Below are 16,273 nucleotides of genomic sequence, written 5' to 3'. Positions count from 1 at the left end.
TCCGACATGCAAGGAGTTCCGTTCCGTGGACCTACGAGCCGCCCTGGCCGACCGTCGTCTCGTCGCCATCGTCCGCGGCGGTGACCCCGACGCCGCGCTGCGTACCGTCCTGGCCCTGGTCCAGGAGGGCATCGACCTGGTCGAGGTCTCCCTCAGCGGTGCCGACGCCCTCGGGGTCATCACCCGCTGCGCCCAGGAGCTCGGGCCCGAGCGGCCGATCGGCGCGGGCACCGTCCTGACCGCCGACGACGCGCGTGCCGCACGCGACGCCGGCGCCGCCTTCGCCGTCACCCCCGGTCTGGGGGCGGGCGCCGACACCGCCCGGGAGTTGGGCCTGCCGGTCCTCGCGGGCGTGATGACCCCCACCGAGATCAACACGGCCCTGGCCCAGGGCGCCGACGCGCTGAAACTGTTCCCCGCCGCCCAGGCCGGAGGACCGGCCTATCTCAAAGCCCTGCGCGCGCCCTTCCCCGACGCTGTCTTCGTGCCCGTCGGGGGAGTGGATCTGGACGCCGCCCGCGCCTACCTCGCGGCCGGTGCCACCGCTGTCGGCGTCGGCTCCCCGCTCGTCGCCGACGCTGCCGACGGCGGCAGCCTGAGCGCCCTGCGTGAGCGCGCCCGCGCCTTCCGCGCCGCCGTCGAGGAGGCCGCCGGATGACCGGGCAGACCTCTGTGACCACCGGTCCCGACCGCCTCGAACTGGGCGAGGGGATCCGCTGGACGGGCGACGGCGTCGTCCTGGTGGACATCCTCGAAGGACGCCTGCTCACCACCGCCGACGACCCCGGCCTGCCGCTGCGCGAGATCCTCCGGCTCCCGGTCCCGCTGGGCGCGGTGGCACCCGTCGCCGACCGCCCCGGCACATGGATCGCGGCCGCCGGCACCGGCGTATGTCTCCTCCTGCCCGACGGCACCCCCCGATGGCTCGCCACCCCCGAGGACCGTCCCGGGCCGGGCATGCGCATGAACGACGGGGTCGCGGACCCCGCCGGCCGCTTCTGGGCGGGCAGCATGGCCTACGACGGCACCGAGGGCGCCGGCACCCTGTACCGCGTCGACCACGACGGCACGGTGACCCCCGCCGTCGAAGGACTGACCATCCCCAACGGGCCTGCCTTCACCGCGGACGGACGCACCATGTACCTGGCCGACAGCGCTCACGGCATCGTCCGCCGCTACCCGGTCGACCCCGACACCGGCCTGGTCGGCACCCCCGAGGACTTCTTCACGGTGGACGAGGGCAGCCCGGACGGCATGACCGTCGACGCCGAGGGAGCCGTGTGGTGCGCGATCTGGGGCACGGGCACCGTCCGCCGATACCTTCCGCACGGCGCCCTCGACCGGGTCGTCCGCATTCCCGCCGGGCAGCCCGCCGGTGTCTGTCTCGAAGGCACCCTGCTGCACGTCACCACCGCCAGGGTGGGCCTGGACGCACCCGGCCCGTACGACGGGGCGGTGTTCACCCTGCCCGTCGACGTGCCCGGCGTGCCGACGCCCGCGTTCCGGCTCGCCCCCTCGGCACCGATCGCGGGAGCCCTCGCATGACGGACTCGTGGCGCCCCCCGCGCGGACGCGTGGTCTGTGTCGGCGAGACCATGGCCGCCCTGGCCCCCGATCCCTCCGGACCGCTCGCCGACGCCGACCACCTCAGCCTGTCGGTCGCGGGAGCCGAGTCCAACGTCGCGATGTACCTGGCCGATCACGGCATCCCGGCGACCTGGGTCTCGGCACTCGGCGACGACCCGTTGGGAGCCCGGGTACGCGCCGCCGTGGCCGCCGCCGGGGTCGACGTCAGCCACGTGCGCACCGACCCGGACCGCCCGACGGGCCTGATGCTGAAGAACCCGTCGCCCGCGGGCACCCGGGTCCACTACTACCGCAAGGGGTCAGCCGCCTCCGCCCTCGGCCCCGACCTCCTCGCGCACCAGGTAATGCGCACGGCGGCCCTCGTGCACTTCACCGGCATCACACCGGCCCTGTCCACGTCCTGCCGCGAGCTGGTCACCCAGGCCCTCGCCGTACCCGCCGCCGAACGCCCCGGTGCCATCAGCTTCGACGTCAACCACCGCGCCCCGCTGTGGTCCGAGGGCACCGCCCCCGAGGTGTTGCGCGACCTCGCCGGGCGCGCGGACATCGTCTTCGTCGGACTGGACGAGGCCCAGGATCTGTGGGGCGCCCACCTGACCGCGGCCGCTGTACGGGAACTGCTGCCCGCACCGCGCATCCTCGTCGTCAAGGACGGCTCCCGCGAAGCCACGGCGTTCACCGTCTCCGGTGCCACGACGGTCTCCGCGCCACGGGTCGCCGTGGTCGAACCCGTCGGCGCGGGGGACGCCTTCGCGGCGGGTTTCCTCGCCGGCCTGCTGCGCGGTGAGCCCGTGGGGCGGTCTCTGCGCCTCGGCCACCTCACGGCGGCGTCCGCCCTGAGCGTGACGGGAGACCACGGCCCACTCCCACCGCGCCCGTCCGTCGACCGGCTCCTCGCTCTCACGGACGAGGGATGGAAGGGCCTTCAGGTCTCCGGCTGTGGCGACGGGTGAGCGGGCGAGCAGGTCAGGCAGTCGGTCGCAGACCTGAACGCCCCGGGCCTGAACCCTGCCGGCGGCGGGTGCGGGAAACGCACCCGCCGCCTCGACCGCGGAGCACCGCTGACGCACCGCGTCCTCGTGTCGCCGCGCAGTGGCTCAGGACTGCGCGGCGAGCTGGAACTCCTGCGCGGCCGAACCGTCGCAGGCCCGCTGGGTGAGCTGGACGCTGTTCGTCGCCGCCGCGGCGGCCGTCAGACACTTGCCGCTGTGCCGGGCGACGAAGTGATAGTGCCCGCTTGTCGAACGCACCGGCTGCCACTGCTGGTTGGTGCCGCCGGACCAGGCCCAGAGCTGCAAGGGCGCGTTGTCCGCCGTCGAGCGGTCGGTCACGTCGAGCACCTGCGCGGTGTTGTTGCGGGCGGTGATCCGCAGGTAGCCGCTGTCGGTGCTGCGGAACTGGTACTGCTGCGCCGTCGTGCCGTTGCAGGTGTACTGCTGGATCGCCGTCCCGTTCGCGGTGGCCGCGGAACGGGCGTCCAGGCACGTGCCGTTGCCGTCGTTCTGCACGGTGTACCAGGCGGTCTCGGAGATCTGGTCGCCGGTCGGCGGGGTCGTGGTGCCGCCTCCGCCCAGCCACTTGAGCCCGTCCAGCAGGAAGCGGTTCTGCGTCGCGCTCGCGAACGTGGACGAGAGCCGCGTGTTGGTCGTGTAGTTCATCGCGTTGTGGCCGAAGTTCGCGTACAGCATCTTGTACTTCGTGTTGGTCCACAGGATCGGGTAATAGCCGCTGTACCAGGACTGGTTGGGGTCCGTGCCGACCGGGAAGCTGCTGGGGTCGATCGACGCCAGGATCTTGATGTCCGGGTTCTGCCGCAGGTCCCTGGACCAGCTATACCACTCGCTGACCGACGAGGTGAACGTGGCCGGCAGGTTCACGGTGGCCGGGCTCGTGCGGTCCTCCACCTTCAGGGTCACCGCGGTCGGACCCCATGTGTTGGACGCGAAGTTCCCCGAGCCGAGGAAGGTGTTGTGGTACCAGGACCAGCTTGCCGCGTCGGTCGTGAACGCCGAGACGTGGAAGCCCATGAAGCCGCCCCCGCCTCTCATGTACGCCTCGAAACCGGAGCGTTGGGCGGAGGTCTGCGGCAGATCGTCGAGGAACAGGACGACCTGGTAGGCGTTGACCCCGCCGTTGGCGAGCAGGTCCCAGTTGGTGCTGGCCGTGTAGGTGAAGCCGTTGGCGGCCGCCTGCTGCGGGAACCAGGCGTTCGCCTCCTTGTCGAAGTCGATGTGCGCCGCGTCGTACGTGCCGCTGTAGAGGGCGAGGATCTTGAACGGGGTCGCGGCGGTGTCCGCCTGGGCGGCGGGCGGTACGGCCGCGAGGCCCAGCAGTGTGGCCAGCAGGAGCAGGACCCGCAGCAGTGCGCGGGTGGAGCCGGATCGGACGGTGCTCATCTTCTGGTCGATCCTTTCCGTAGGGGCTACGGGTGGTTGCTCAGGGGGCGACGGCTGCCGGGGCGGGGCGGCTCGCCGGTGTCCGGTCGCCGTTCACCTGGTGGCGGCCGCCGCCATGAGCGTTCTCGGCGGGGGATCGAGGCTGTTCGGTGGTCTGCGCCGGAACACGGACGCAGCCGTGGCTTCCGGTGCGAGGGGGTACGTCAGCCGGTGTACTTGGCGAAGATGCTGGTGAACTGCCAGTTGCTCTGGCTCACGCCCGAGCAGGTGTCGTCGTTCGGGTAGGCGCCCGGGCAGGGCCGGTCGCGGTTGGCGGACCAGAACGTCAACCGCGCCAGGTGATGGGCCTGCGCGTAGCTGAGAATGGTCTGGAAGTCGGCGGTGGTGACGGTCTCGTGGTCGTCGGTGATGCCGTTCATCGACGAGATGCCCATGTGGCGGTAGGCCGTGTCGTCGGTGTAGCCGTAGGCGTTCTTCAGCGCGGTCTTGAGCCCCTCGGCAGCCCGCTGGGTGAGGGTGCCCATGTTCTGGCCGGCGCCGCCGAAGTCGAACGGCATGATCGTCCAGGCGTCCGCGGTCAGTCCGGACGAGGCGGCCCGGTTGATCAGGCTGGTGTCGGGACCGCTCTGTCCGGTGCCGATGGTGACGTAGACCTTGATGCCCGGGTTGTTGGCCTTGACGGTCTTGAGCGCGTCCACGGTCCGCTGCTGCACGGTGCCGTTGCTGTACGCGTCGGCCTCCAGGTCGATGTCGATCGCCTTCAGCGAGTAGGCGTTGATGACCTTCTGGTACGCCGCCGCCAGCTCACCGGCGCTGGAGCAGGAGCTCTCCAGCTTGTTGCCGCTGTAGCCGCCGAAGGACGGGACGACGTCGCCGCCGTTGGCCCGCACGGTGTTGATCGTCTGCTGGTCGACGCCGCCTGTCAGCGCCCGGCCGCCGTCCCACTGCGGGTTGCAGTAGCCGTTGCTCAGGACGAACGCCAGCGTGAACCACTTCACGCCCGTCGCGTTCATGACAGTCGTAGGGCTGGGCGGATTGCCCCAGCCGTTGTAGAGGTAGGGCGCCACGGCCATCGGGGCGGAACCCGGCGGAGTCGTGCCGCCGTCGGCGGCGGGCGCGTTCCACTTCTGGTTGGCGGCTCCCGTGCAGGTCCAGATCTGCGTGCGGGTGCCGTTGGCGGAGGAGTTGCCGGTGACGTCCAGACACTTGTCGGCGGCCGTGTTGACGATGTCGCGCGCGGAGGTGACCGTCCACTTCTGGTTGGCACCGCCGCTGCATGTCCAGAGCTGGAGCTGGGCGCCGTTGGCCGTCGAACTGCCGGTGACGTCGAGGCACTTGCCGAGCGCCCGGATGGTGCCGTCGGAGCCGACGATCCACTGCTGGGCAGCGGTGCCGTTGCAGTCGTAGATCTGTACGGCCGTGCCGTCGGCCGAACTCGCGCCGGCCACGTCGAGGCACTTGCCGGCCAGGCCGGTGATCGTGCCGGTGGCCGCCGAGGCGGAGGGGGCTGCGAGGGTGCCCACGGCGGTGAGGCCGAGCGAGAGAGCGAGGGCACAGCGAAGGGCCAGGCGTTGCATGACGGGGGGCCTTTCGTCCAGGGGTGGGGGGAGAACGCCGCCTGAGTGCGGGCGGTGAGAGGTGAACATGGGTGTTCACATATGTGTGGAGGGGATGCATGCGTGAAAGGTCTGTTGGCTGGTGAACCTAAAGGTCTACACCAAAGCCGTCAAGGGGTGTGACCGGAGAAGTCCGCCAGGGCATCGATGGGTTGAGAAGTTGTAGGCGAAGCCGGAGGAAACGCGCCAGCCGGATCGACCCCCAGCGACCAAAGGGCCCACCGATCGCGACTTTGGTCGTCGATGCCGCTACCTCAGGCCGACTGCGCGCCCACCCGTGCCGGATCACGGTGGGACCTCTGCATCGAGGAGGCGGCATGGCGATCTTGGGTACCCGGACCGGACCCGGCACGGCGGCGCAGGCGACGGTGGCGATCGGACTCGTGGTGGCGGCCGTGTCGTCTCCCGCGGCAGCCTCACCACCCACACCGGCGACCCCTGCGCAGATGTACGTGGCGCCCTGGGGCAAGGACTCCTGGCCCGGCACCCTGGAACGGCCCTTCGCCACACCGGCGCGCGCGCAACAGGCCGTACGCGCCCGGGCGCCGCGCATGACGTCGGACCTGGTGGTGAACCTGCGCGGAGGGACCTACCGCCTCAAGGCACCCCTGCGCCTGTCGGAGGCCGCGGGCGACTCCGGGCGGGGCGGGCACCGGGTGATCTACCAGGCGTACGGGTACGGGACACCGCGACAGGAGCAGGTGACCGTCAGCGGCGGCCGCCGGATCTCCCACTGGCGGCCGGACCGACAGCTCAAGGGCTTCTGGCGCGCGGACGTGGGCCGGCTGGAGACCCGCCAGCTCTACGTCCAGGGACGACGTGCCACCCGACTCACCCGCGAGGGCGCCGGCTTCGCGGGCACGCTGAAGGCGACCAGGGCCGGTTACGTCACCACCAGCACCGTCCCCCGGACCTGGTTGCGTCCCGGCGACATCGAGTTCGTCTACCGGTCCGGCTATCTAGAGGGCCGCTGCGGAGTCGCGGGGGTCTCCGCGAGCGGCCGCAGGACCAGCATCACCATGGACCAGCCGTGCTGGCATCTGGCTCAAACCCTCTACGGAGGATCGGAGTTGCTCGAAGCGCCGAACAGTGTGGAGAACTCTCCCAGTCTCGCGCGCACACCCGGCGGCTGGTACCTCGACCGCTCCCGGCCGGGAAACCACGCCTTGCTCTACCGCCCGCGACCCGGGGAGGACATGCGCCGCGCCGAGGTGGTCGCCCCGGTCCTGGAGTCCTTGCTCACCGGCACCGGTAGGCAGGACCGTCCCCTCCACGACATCACCCTGCGCGGCCTGACGTTCGCGTACGCCACCTGGCTGGCGCCCAGCCGGCCCGCCGGGTTCCCCTCGGCATGGAGCATGTACCTGCGGCCCGGCGCGGGTGAGGACGCGGAGCTGCTCACGGTGCCCGGCACCGTCGCCTTCCGCACCGCCGAGCGGATTGCCTTGGAGGGCAACCGGTTCACCCACCTCGGCGCCCAGGCACTGGAGTTGTCCCGGAACAGCTCGTACAACGTCGTCGACGGCAACGTCATCACCGATGTCTCCGACGGCGGCATCCTGATGGGAGTGGTCCCGCCCGACCAGAAGGGGACCAACCGCGGCAACCGGATCACCAACAACTGGATTCACCGCATCGGCGTGGAGTACCGCGCGGCCTCCGGCATCTGGGACACCGCCACCCGGCAGACCACCATCGCGCACAACCAGGTCGACGACGTGCCCTACACGGGCATCCTCTCCGGGCCCAGCGACGACCTGCGCGGCATCATGCGCCGCAACCGCGTCCTGAACAACCGCGTCTTCGCGACGAACCGGCTCCTCGCGGACGGAGGCGGCATCTACCTGCGCGGCGAACAGGGCACCTCCTTCGCCGACGGCGCCCTCATCAGCGGCAACGCGGTCACCGACAGCAAGCACGGCGACTGGAACGTCGGCATCTACACCGACGACAGCACCAACTGGGCCACCGTGGACGGCAACACGGTCCACGACTACATCGCCTCCATCGGCGGCTGTAGTGAGGAGTGGGGCAACAGGCCCGTCCAGAACGTGCGTTACCGCGGCAACTTCTGGGACGACGCCGTGCCCGCCTGGGTGGCACGACGGGACTTCCCCGGTGCCTGGCCCCCGGCCGACCAGCAGCACCCCGAGGAAGGGTGCGGCAACCCCCACCGCCTCTCCTTCTCGGACAACACCCTGCTCCCGCCCAGGAATCCGGGCCCGGCCTGCGCCGCCCGCACGGCCTGCGCCGACATCCTGCGGAACGCCGGCCCCCTCCCGTCCTACCGGCAGCGCCTGGGCATGCCGTGACGGTACGACGCGCCGCGCGCGGGTTCGTCAGGCGGCGGGCCTGTCGACGCGGATCAACGTCTGTTGCCCGCTGGCGACGAGCTTGCGGGCCCCGTCGGCCTGGACGGCGTGCACCTCCAGGTGGCAGACGGTCAGCGTGCGTCCGGGCCGTACGACCGTGCCCACCGCCTCAAGGTGGTCACCCGCGGCGGGCGCGAGGAGGTTGATCTTGTACTCGACGGTGAGGACCTCGGAGTCCTCGTCGAGCAGGGTGAGCGCGGCGTACCCGCCGGCGCTGTCGGCGATGGCGCTGGTGGCGCCGGCGTGGACGTAGCCGTGCTGCTGGGTCACCTCGGGGCGGGCCGGCAGCACGATGTGGACCCGACCGGGCCCGATGTGGGCGAGACGCGCGCCGAGGTGGGACATCAGGCCCTGCAGGTCGAAGCTGTCCTGAATACGCTTCCGCACCGCGGGCGTCGCCTGGTCGTGCTCGATCCGGTCTCCCATGCGGGTGCCCTCCGTCGGGTGCGGGTCGTGGCGCGGTACGGGTTCCTCAGCCGGCCAGGCGTTCCACCAGCAGGAAGGCGCCGATGGCGATCATCATGGCACCGCTGACACGGGTGACGGCCAAGGCGGCCGAGGGCCGGGCGCTCAGGACCGTGCGGGCCAGGACGCCGACGGCGAGGTACACGACGGCGCACGCGGTCAGGTGCACCGTGCTGAGCAGGCCGGTCTGCGCGGCGACCGGCCAGCCCGTGGCGGGGTCGATGAACTGCGGGAACAGCGCGAAGTACAGCAGCAGCGCCTTCGGGTTCAGGCCGCTGATTCCGGCGCCCCTGAGCAGTACCCGCAGGCTGGAGGTGCCGGTGTCCTGTCCCGCGGCCGCCGGGGCGGCGGGCTGCCGCAGGACGCCCCAGCCCAGCCACAGCAGATACCCGGCCCCCGCCACGGTCAGGGCGGTGAGCGCGGCCGGAGAGCTCGCCACGATCACCGCCAGCCCCGCGACGGCCACGAGCGCATAGGCCGCGTGTCCCGCGACCAGCCCCGTGACGGCCGGAACGACCGAACGTCCCCGCACCCCGGCGGAGATCGCGTAGGCCCAGTCCGCGCCCGGGGTGAACACCAGCAGCAGGTCCACGGTCAGGAAGGCCGCCAGCGTCGTCGTGTGCATCGTTCGTTCCCTCTCATCGTGCGATGGAGGGAAGGCTAGGCCGGATATGCCCGAAAGTGTTTGCGTCTTTACCTCATGATCGCGGGATGTGGGGGAGAATCTTCTCCGTGGATGCCTTGGATCGGAAGATTCTCACTGAACTCCAGCTCGACGGCCGTCTGACGGTCACCGAACTGGCCGCCCGCGTGCAGCTCAGCGTCTCGCCCTGCCACCGTCGGCTGCGCGACCTCGAACGCGAGGGCGCCATCCGCGGCTACCGTGCCGTCGTGGACCCAGGCGCCGTCGGCCTGCACTTCGAGGCCCTCGTCTTCGCCACCCTGCGCTGGGAGACCCCCGACACCGTCACCGCCTTCGAGGAGACCGTGGCCGCCATCCCGCACGTACTGCAGGCACAGCGCCTGTTCGGCGAACCCGACTACCTCCTGCGGGTCGCGACCACCGACCTCGCCGCCTTCCAGGAGCTCTACGACCAGCAGCTCGCCCGGCTCCCCGGCGTCCAGCGCCTGACCTCGACCCTGGTCATGAAGAACGTCGTCCAGGACAGGCCGCTGCCTCAATAGCCGTTTTCCGCCTGCCGCCTGCCGCCTGCCGCCTGCCGCCTGCCTCTTGTCGCCTGCCGCTTTTCGCCCGCCGCCTGCTGCGCGACGGCTGGGCGGACCAGGTGGCCCGGGCCTTCCGCCGCGCAGCGCGTGCCGTGTCTACGGTGCGATCCCGACTCCGTCGATTCGGCTCCAGGCTTTCTCCTGCTGAGCCGTCATGGCCGGCCACTTCAGCCCTCCCGGCCGGGGCTCGACGCGGGAGGCGTACGGCCGAGGGTGGAAGTCCGGGTCGTAGAAGCACCCCGTGCCGTAGGTGCGGTCGTAGACGGCGCAGGAGCCGGCGACGGACCGGGGTGTGGGCTTCTTGCCCGTGCGGACCCAGGTGGCCAGTGCGGTGATGGAGTTGGCGTACTCGGCGTTGCTCAGTTCGCTGTGCTCGTGTTCCGTGGTGAAGGTCTGGACGAGGTGCTTGTCGCGGTGGGCGCCTTCCAGGGTGGCCCGGTAGGCGGCCTCGTGCTCGATGAAGGCGGTGGGGTCGTCGATGGCGTGCAGGGTGAGCACGGGGATGGAGACGCGGCCGGTGAGGTCGCTGTCGTAGGACAGGTCACGCCGGGCCTCGGGGTCCGCGGAGAACCGTTCGACACCCGCGTTCAGGGCCTTGTCGTCGTGTGAACCGGAGTACCGCACGCCCGTGTTGCTGAAGGGGTTCCGGTCGCCGAGCCGGTTGTGGACGATGTCGCGGAACGTGAACACGGCGAACCGCAGGTGTGATTCGAGGGTGCGCTCCGGGATACGTGTGACCGCGAGGATGTCGTCGAGGTTGCGTTGTTGCAGGGCTGTGCGGTCCTGCGGTGCCGACGCGTATCCCGTGCACTCCTCCAGGCGGGCTCGCAGTCCTGTGGTGGTCAGGGTCGAGGTGGGCCGCAGTCCCTGCCACAGCGGGTACTGGGGCTCGGTGGGGCGGGGCAGGTTCCGGCAGTAGTACTGGTAGACCACGCGGAGGTCGACTCGGTAGTCGTAGCCGCGTGAGCCGCCGCCCAGGACTCCGTTGGTGAGCAGGGCACCGTCGTAGGAGCCGTGTCTGCCGTACACCTCCGCGACCTTGGCGGCGACGTTCCCGCCCCAGGACTGCCCGTGTACGAAGGTCCGCTCGGGCCGGCCGAACTCGCGCACGAAGAGCCGGCGGACGTTCTCCGTGTCGGCCGCGGCCATGCGGGTCCCGTAACCCCCGCGACGGTAGGACGAGCCGGCCCAGGCGTAGCCCTGGTCCACCATCACCGACCAGCGTTCCAGGTCGCCGAGGCTGCGCTCGGGGTCGGAGCCCTCGCCCAGGTCGGGACCGCCGTGGGCGTGCACGACGAGCGAGCCGTTCCACTGCTTGGGCACTGCGATCGCGTAGAAGGCGCCGTTGGAGTCCTGGCCGGTGTAACAGGTGGCCTTCTGCGCCAGGTTCGCCGGGCAGGAGACCGGCGCGGTGGCCGCCTGAACCGGACCGATGCCGCTGAGGGATCCGGCGACGAGACCTGCGACACCGGTGGCCAGCGTCACGGAGCGTCGTGCGCGGGACCTGAGAAGACGGGGGATGAGACGGGTCCGACCTGAGCGAGTCACAGCAGTGCTCCTGAACATCGGTGGCGCACCATCGCGCCGAGCGGTGCGATGTTAGGAACGCAGGCGTCCGCGCACTACGTGTCGCTCGATTGTGTTCATAGTGTCCGCGTGAAGATCGCACACCCGAGGTGTCCTGCCGCGCCGAATGTGTCTGTCACCTGGGCGCCCCGTGGGCGACTTGCGTCCCGGCGGGACGGTGTCACGGTCGTCCGACCGGCACTGCCCCACCCGACCACCGGCTCACGCGGCCTGACGTGTCTCGTGCCTCCAGAAGCCGGAGAAGAAGATCCGGTCCTTGGGCAGCCCCGCCCGGTGCAGGTGCCTGCGTCCCTGTGTGGCCAGTGCCGACTCGCCGACGACGAATCCGTAGCCGCTCTCCTCTACCCGGTGGTGCCGCAGGAGTTCGCGCAGAGCGCCAGTACCGGGCACCGAGTCGGGATCGTCGCGGACCACCCACGTCACGCTCACCCCGTCGGGTGCGTCGAGCGTGCGGATGTCGTCGGCGGTGGGCACCTCCTGGATCACCCTGCCCACGGTCTCGCGCGGCAGTGAACGCAGGATGCCGGTCGTGGCCGGCAGTCCGGTCTCGTCGGCGACGACCAGGACCTGTGAGGCATCGGACGGGCAGTCGAACAGGACACCCTGGTCGAGCAGGGCGAGCGCGTCGCCGGGACGGGCGGCACAGGCCCAGATGGCGGCCCCGCCCTCCAGTTCGCCGGCGGGGGAGAGGTGCACGACGAAGTCGATGTCCAGTTCGGCCGCCTCCGGTCGGAAGTCCGCCACGGTGTAGTTGGCGCAGTGCGGCCGCTCCTCCTCGGGGATGGCGAGGTAGGGCTGCCACCAGCGCGATCCGGTGAACTCCGGGAGCCGCAGCCGCTGTTGGTGGGGAAGTCGCAGGAAGAGGCGGAACCAGTGGTCGTATCCCTGCCACGGGAACTCGTGCAGGTCCTCTCCTGTGACGGTCACGCGCTGTATGGAGGGAGAGATGCGCCGCGTGCGGAGGACTTCGGCACGGAACATCCGGGGGTGTTCGGGCATCAGCCTGGGGGTCTTCGCCATGGGGGAAGGTTAGCCTAAGCTAAGTCGCACCCCGCTGGGACTCGACTTACTAAGGTTAGGCTAACCTTCATTCGTGAGTTCTGGTGAAGAGAGAACCGAGCTGAGCGCGCGTGGCGTGACGGTGGCGTACGACGGCACCGACGTCGTCCACGACGCTGCGATCACGCTCCGGCCCGGCGACGTGACCGCTCTCGTCGGCCCCAACGGCAGCGGCAAGTCCACCCTGTTGCGCACGCTCGCGCGCCTCCAGCGCGCCCGCACCGGCACGATCACCCTGGACACCGACGACAGCGGCCCCACCGACGGACTCGCCCTCACCGCACGGGAGTTCGCGCGCCGCGTGGCGCTGCTCACCCAGGGCAGGCCCACCCCGAGCGGGCTGACCGTGCGGGACATCGTGGAGTTCGGCCGCTACCCCTACCGCGGCCGCTGGGGCCGGGCGGACCCGGACGGCCCGGCAGCCGTACGGCACGCGCTCGCCCTGACCGACGTCGAGGACCTCGCCGACCGGGGAGCCGAACACCTCTCGGGCGGCCAGCTCCAGCGCGTCTGGCTCGCGAGCTGCCTCGCCCAGGACACCGGCGTCCTCCTCCTCGACGAACCCACCACCTATCTCGACCTGCGCTACCAGGTCGAACTCCTCGACCTGATCCGGGACCTCGCCGACGACCACCGCATCGCCGTCGGCGTCGTCCTGCACGACCTCGACCAGGCGGCCGCCGTCGCCGACCGCGTCGCCCTGCTGCACGCCGGACGGATCGTCGCCGACGGCACGCCCGCCGAGGTCCTCACCGCCGACCGCCTCAGTGACGTCTACGGCATCCGCGTCGACGTGGACACCGACCCCCTGACGGGCCGGCTGCGCACCCGCGCGGTCGGCCGCCACCACGCCCGCATCGAAAGGCTCAGTACCACCTCATGAGACGCCCCCTGATCGCCCTCGCCGCCGCGTGCGCCGCCCTCGCCCTGGCCGGCTGCGGAACGACCGAGCCCGCCGCCACGGACACGGCCCCCAGCACCCGCGCCCTCACCCTCACCGACGCCACGGGTGCCAAGGTGACGCTCGACGGGCCCGCCGAGAAGGTCGTCGCCACCGAGTGGGACGTCGTCGAGCACCTCGTCTCGCTCGGCGTCGCCCCCGTGGGCGTCGCCGACGTCAAGGGCTACACCGCCTGGGACGCCTCCGCCCCGCTGACCGGCACGCCCAAGGACATCGGCACCCGCGGCGAGCCCAGCATGGACACCATCGCCTCCCTCTCCCCGGACCTCATCGTCGCCACCACCGACCTGACGCCCGCCGCCGTCAAGCAGATGCGGAAGATCGCCCCCGTCCTGGAGATCCAGTCCGCCGACGCCACCGACCAGATCGGCCGGACGAAGAAGAACCTCGACCTCATCGCCGAGGCCACCGGCACCACCGACAAGGCCACGCAGGTGAAGAAGGACTTCGACGCCAAGATCAGCGAAGGGAAGAAGGCGCTCGCCGACGCCGGGCTCGCCGGACACGAGATCGCCTTCGCCGACGGTTACGTCGCCTCCAACCAGGTCTCCATACGGCCGTACACCAGCGGCTCCCTGATCGGGGACGTCAACGAGGCCATCGGCCTGAAGAACGCCTGGACCGTCAAGGGCGACGCGAAGTACGGGCTCGCCACCACCGACGTCGAGGGACTGACCGCACTCGGCGACGTCACCTTCGCCTACATCGGCAACGACAGCGAGAGCGACCCCTTCACGACCGACCTCGCCAAGAACGCCGTGTGGAAGGGCCTGCCGTTCGTGAAGAAGGGCGATGTGCACCGACTGCCCGACGGCATCTGGATGTTCGGCGGACCCGCGTCCATGGAGGCGTACGTCGACGCCCTGGTCACCGCCCTCACGAAGTAGCGCCATGACCGTCACCGCCCCCGCCGCACCCACCGGTTCACCGGCCGTCGCCGTCAGGACAGGCGCCGGCGCGGTGACGGCCGCGCTCGTCGTCCTCGTCGCCGTGCTCGCGATCCTCGACATCACCCAGGGCACGGCGGCCGTCGGCGCCTCCGAGGTGTTCAAGGCACTCACCGGCCGTGCCGAGCCCGGCGACGCCTCCGTCGTGATCGCCTCACGCCTGCCGCGCGCCGCCGCCGGCCTCCTGGTCGGCGCCGCGCTCGGCATGGCGGGCGCGGCCCTCCAGGCCGTCAGCCGCAACGCGCTGGCCGCGCCCGACACCCTGGCCGTGAACGCCGGTTCGTACCTGGCGCTGGGACTCCTCTCCGTCACCGGCGTGTCCCTGCCGCTCCTCGCGTCCTCCGGCGTGGCGTTCGCCGGCGGCCTGGCCGCCGCGACCGTCGTCCTGTCCCTGTCCGGGCTGGGCGCGGGCACCGTCCGCCTCGTCCTCGCGGGCAGCGCCCTCACCCTCGGCCTGACCTCGCTCACCGAGGGCCTCCTGCTGCTGTTCCCGCAGGAGACCAACGGCCTCTACCAGTGGAGCCAGGGCAGCATCAGCCAGAACGGCTTCGACGGCGTCGTACAGATGGCCCCTGTCGCCGCGCTCGCCCTGCTCGGCCTGCTCGTGGTGGCACGACGGATCGACGCCCTGGCCCTCGGCGACCAGGCCGCGCACGGACTCGGCGTCCCGGTCCGCGCCACCCGGATCACCGTCGTGGCCCTCGCCGCGCTGCTCTCCGCCGCGGCCGTCACCCTCGCCGGTCCCGTCGGATTCGTCGGCCTGTGCGCACCCGCTCTCCTACGACCGCTCGCGCGGCGCGTCCGCCCGCTGGTCCGCATCCGTCTGGGCCTGCCCGTGGCCGGACTGCTCGGCGCCGCCCTGGTGCTCGGCGCGGACGTACTGCTGCGCGCGACGGTCTCCGCCGACGCCGCGGTCGCCATACCCACCGGCGTCGTCACCAGCCTCCTCGGCGCGCTGTTCCTCGTCGGCATGGCCCAGCGGGTCCGCGACACCGCCACCGCGAGCGCTCCGGAACGGATGCGGATCGTGGGCCGGACCGCCTACCTGACCATGGTCGCGGTCCTGCTCGCCGCTCTTGTCGGCGTGACGGTCGCCGGAGTGCTCGTCGGCGACACCAAGCTGCTGCTGGGGGACGTCGTCAACTGGGCGCGCGGTACCGCCGTCCCGTCCGTCTCCTTCGTGCTGGACACCCGCGTGCCCCGGGTCCTGGCGGCGCTGCTCGCCGGTGCCGCCCTCGCCCTGTCCGGCACCCTGGTCCAGGCCGTCACCCGCAACCCGCTCGCCGAACCGGGCATTCTCGGCGTCTCCGGGGGCGCTGCGCTCGGCGCGGTCCTGCTCGTCACCACGGCGTCGTCGCCGGGCTCCTGGGCCGTGGCCGGCGCGGCGTTCGCGGGAGCCGCGGTCACCGCCTCGGTCGTCTTCGGCCTGGCCGCCCGCGGCGGGTTCGGGCACAACAGGCTGGTCCTCGTCGGGGTGGGGGTGTCCGCCGCGACCAGCGCCCTCATCAGCCTGCTGATCCTGCTGACGGACCCCTTCAACGCCACCAAGGCCCTGACCTGGCTGTCCGGTTCCACCTACGGCCGCACCCTGCCCGACACCCTGCCGGTCGCCGGCGCGCTCCTGCTGGGCGTCGTCGTGGCCGCGGCCCGCCGCACCGAACTCGACCTGATCTCCCTCGACGACGCCACCCCCGCCCTCCTGGGCCTGCGCCCCGGCCGGGCCCGCCTTGGTTTCCTCGCCACCGCCGTCCTGCTCAGCGCGAGCGCGGTGGCCGCGGCGGGCACCATCTCCTTCGTCGGCCTGATCGCCCCCCACGCGGCCCGCGCCCTCATCGGCCGCCGCCACGCACGCGTCCTGCCCACGGCGACCCTCCTCGGTGCCGCCCTCGTGTGCACGGCCGACCTCCTGGGCCGCACCGTCATCGCACCGGCCCAACTCGGCGCCGGCCTGATGACAGCCCTGATCGGCACGCCGTACTTCCTGTACCTGCTGGTACGCACCCGGAGCTGACGACAACGGGACGACAGGGGGGCGACAAGGGTGTGCCTCCGCAAC

General features: G+C 71.5%; 14 protein-coding genes. 8 read left to right on the top strand and 6 right to left on the bottom strand.

All coding sequences use genetic code 11. The annotated features are described in order from the left end of the window. Positions 1-25: 25 nt before the first annotated feature. The 3 genes from ACZ66S_RS34360 to ACZ66S_RS34350 are packed head-to-tail and all read left to right on the top strand — an operon-like array spanning position 26 to position 2,540. Positions 26-658, top strand: a complete 633-nt coding sequence (locus ACZ66S_RS34360) for a bifunctional 4-hydroxy-2-oxoglutarate aldolase/2-dehydro-3-deoxy-phosphogluconate aldolase (protein WP_469905469.1) — start codon at positions 26-28, stop codon at positions 656-658. Continuing rightward, positions 655-1,545, top strand: a complete 891-nt coding sequence (locus ACZ66S_RS34355) for an SMP-30/gluconolactonase/LRE family protein (RefSeq protein WP_469905468.1) — start codon at positions 655-657, stop codon at positions 1,543-1,545. The genes ACZ66S_RS34360 and ACZ66S_RS34355 overlap by 4 nt, the downstream gene beginning before the upstream one ends. Beyond that, complete coding sequence (locus tag ACZ66S_RS34350; RefSeq protein ID WP_469905467.1) at positions 1,542-2,540, top strand: sugar kinase; 999 nt, start codon at positions 1,542-1,544, stop codon at positions 2,538-2,540. The genes ACZ66S_RS34355 and ACZ66S_RS34350 overlap by 4 nt, the downstream gene beginning before the upstream one ends. A gap of 144 nt (positions 2,541-2,684) precedes the next feature. On the opposite strand, the gene ACZ66S_RS34345 is transcribed toward ACZ66S_RS34350, so the two are convergent. Together ACZ66S_RS34345 and ACZ66S_RS34340 are read right to left on the bottom strand one after the other, a co-directional pair. Next, positions 2,685-3,983 (bottom strand): ThuA domain-containing protein, encoded by a 1,299-nt coding sequence (locus ACZ66S_RS34345; protein ID WP_469905466.1) that lies wholly within the window; start codon positions 3,981-3,983, stop codon positions 2,685-2,687. Positions 3,984-4,186: 203 nt separating this feature from the next. Further along, complete coding sequence (locus ACZ66S_RS34340) at positions 4,187-5,560, bottom strand: ricin-type beta-trefoil lectin domain protein (RefSeq protein ID WP_469905465.1); 1,374 nt, start codon at positions 5,558-5,560, stop codon at positions 4,187-4,189. 356 nt (positions 5,561-5,916) lie between these two features. Here ACZ66S_RS34340 and ACZ66S_RS34335 point away from each other — a divergent pair, with 356 nt between their 5' ends. Then, the gene (locus ACZ66S_RS34335) at positions 5,917-7,911 is read left to right on the top strand and encodes a right-handed parallel beta-helix repeat-containing protein (protein WP_469905464.1); all 1,995 of its coding nucleotides are present in this window, start codon (positions 5,917-5,919) and stop codon (positions 7,909-7,911) included. A gap of 27 nt (positions 7,912-7,938) precedes the next feature. On the opposite strand, the gene ACZ66S_RS34330 is transcribed toward ACZ66S_RS34335, so the two are convergent. Then, positions 7,939-8,397 carry a PaaI family thioesterase gene (locus ACZ66S_RS34330; RefSeq protein ID WP_469905463.1) on the bottom strand — a complete coding sequence of 153 codons (459 nt, stop codon included), beginning with the start codon at positions 8,395-8,397 and terminating at the stop codon, positions 7,939-7,941. A 46-nt stretch (positions 8,398-8,443) separates the two neighbouring features. Then, complete coding sequence (locus tag ACZ66S_RS34325) at positions 8,444-9,061, bottom strand: LysE family translocator (protein WP_469905462.1); 618 nt, start codon at positions 9,059-9,061, stop codon at positions 8,444-8,446. A gap of 107 nt (positions 9,062-9,168) precedes the next feature. Between ACZ66S_RS34325 and ACZ66S_RS34320 the strand changes: the two genes are divergently transcribed. Beyond that, entirely contained in the window at positions 9,169-9,621 is a 453-nt protein-coding gene (locus ACZ66S_RS34320; RefSeq protein ID WP_469905461.1) for an Lrp/AsnC family transcriptional regulator, read from the top strand. Between the two features lie 138 nt (positions 9,622-9,759). Here the strand turns inward: ACZ66S_RS34320 and ACZ66S_RS34315 are convergent, their stop codons facing one another. Then, positions 9,760-11,229: a hypothetical protein gene (locus ACZ66S_RS34315; protein WP_469905460.1), complete on the bottom strand. Its 1,470-nt coding sequence runs from the start codon at positions 11,227-11,229 to the stop codon at positions 9,760-9,762. A 222-nt stretch (positions 11,230-11,451) separates the two neighbouring features. Further along, a complete protein-coding gene (locus tag ACZ66S_RS34310; protein WP_469905459.1) occupies positions 11,452-12,270 on the bottom strand; it encodes a siderophore-interacting protein in 819 nt (272 codons plus the stop codon). Positions 12,271-12,343: 73 nt separating this feature from the next. Here ACZ66S_RS34310 and ACZ66S_RS34305 point away from each other — a divergent pair, with 73 nt between their 5' ends. The 3 genes from ACZ66S_RS34305 to ACZ66S_RS34295 are packed head-to-tail and all read left to right on the top strand — an operon-like array spanning position 12,344 to position 16,228. Further along, positions 12,344-13,192: an ABC transporter ATP-binding protein gene (locus ACZ66S_RS34305; RefSeq protein ID WP_469905458.1), complete on the top strand. Its 849-nt coding sequence runs from the start codon at positions 12,344-12,346 to the stop codon at positions 13,190-13,192. Continuing rightward, positions 13,189-14,157 (top strand): ABC transporter substrate-binding protein, encoded by a 969-nt coding sequence (locus ACZ66S_RS34300; protein ID WP_469905457.1) that lies wholly within the window; start codon positions 13,189-13,191, stop codon positions 14,155-14,157. The genes ACZ66S_RS34305 and ACZ66S_RS34300 overlap by 4 nt, the downstream gene beginning before the upstream one ends. Before the next feature lie 4 nt (positions 14,158-14,161). Further along, positions 14,162-16,228 (top strand): iron ABC transporter permease, encoded by a 2,067-nt coding sequence (locus ACZ66S_RS34295; RefSeq protein ID WP_469905456.1) that lies wholly within the window; start codon positions 14,162-14,164, stop codon positions 16,226-16,228. Positions 16,229-16,273: the final 45 nt, after the last annotated feature.

It is taken from the genome of Streptomyces sp. NPDC107471 (genome assembly GCF_055582845.1).
This window is presented reverse-complemented; position numbering and strand designations above follow the sequence as displayed.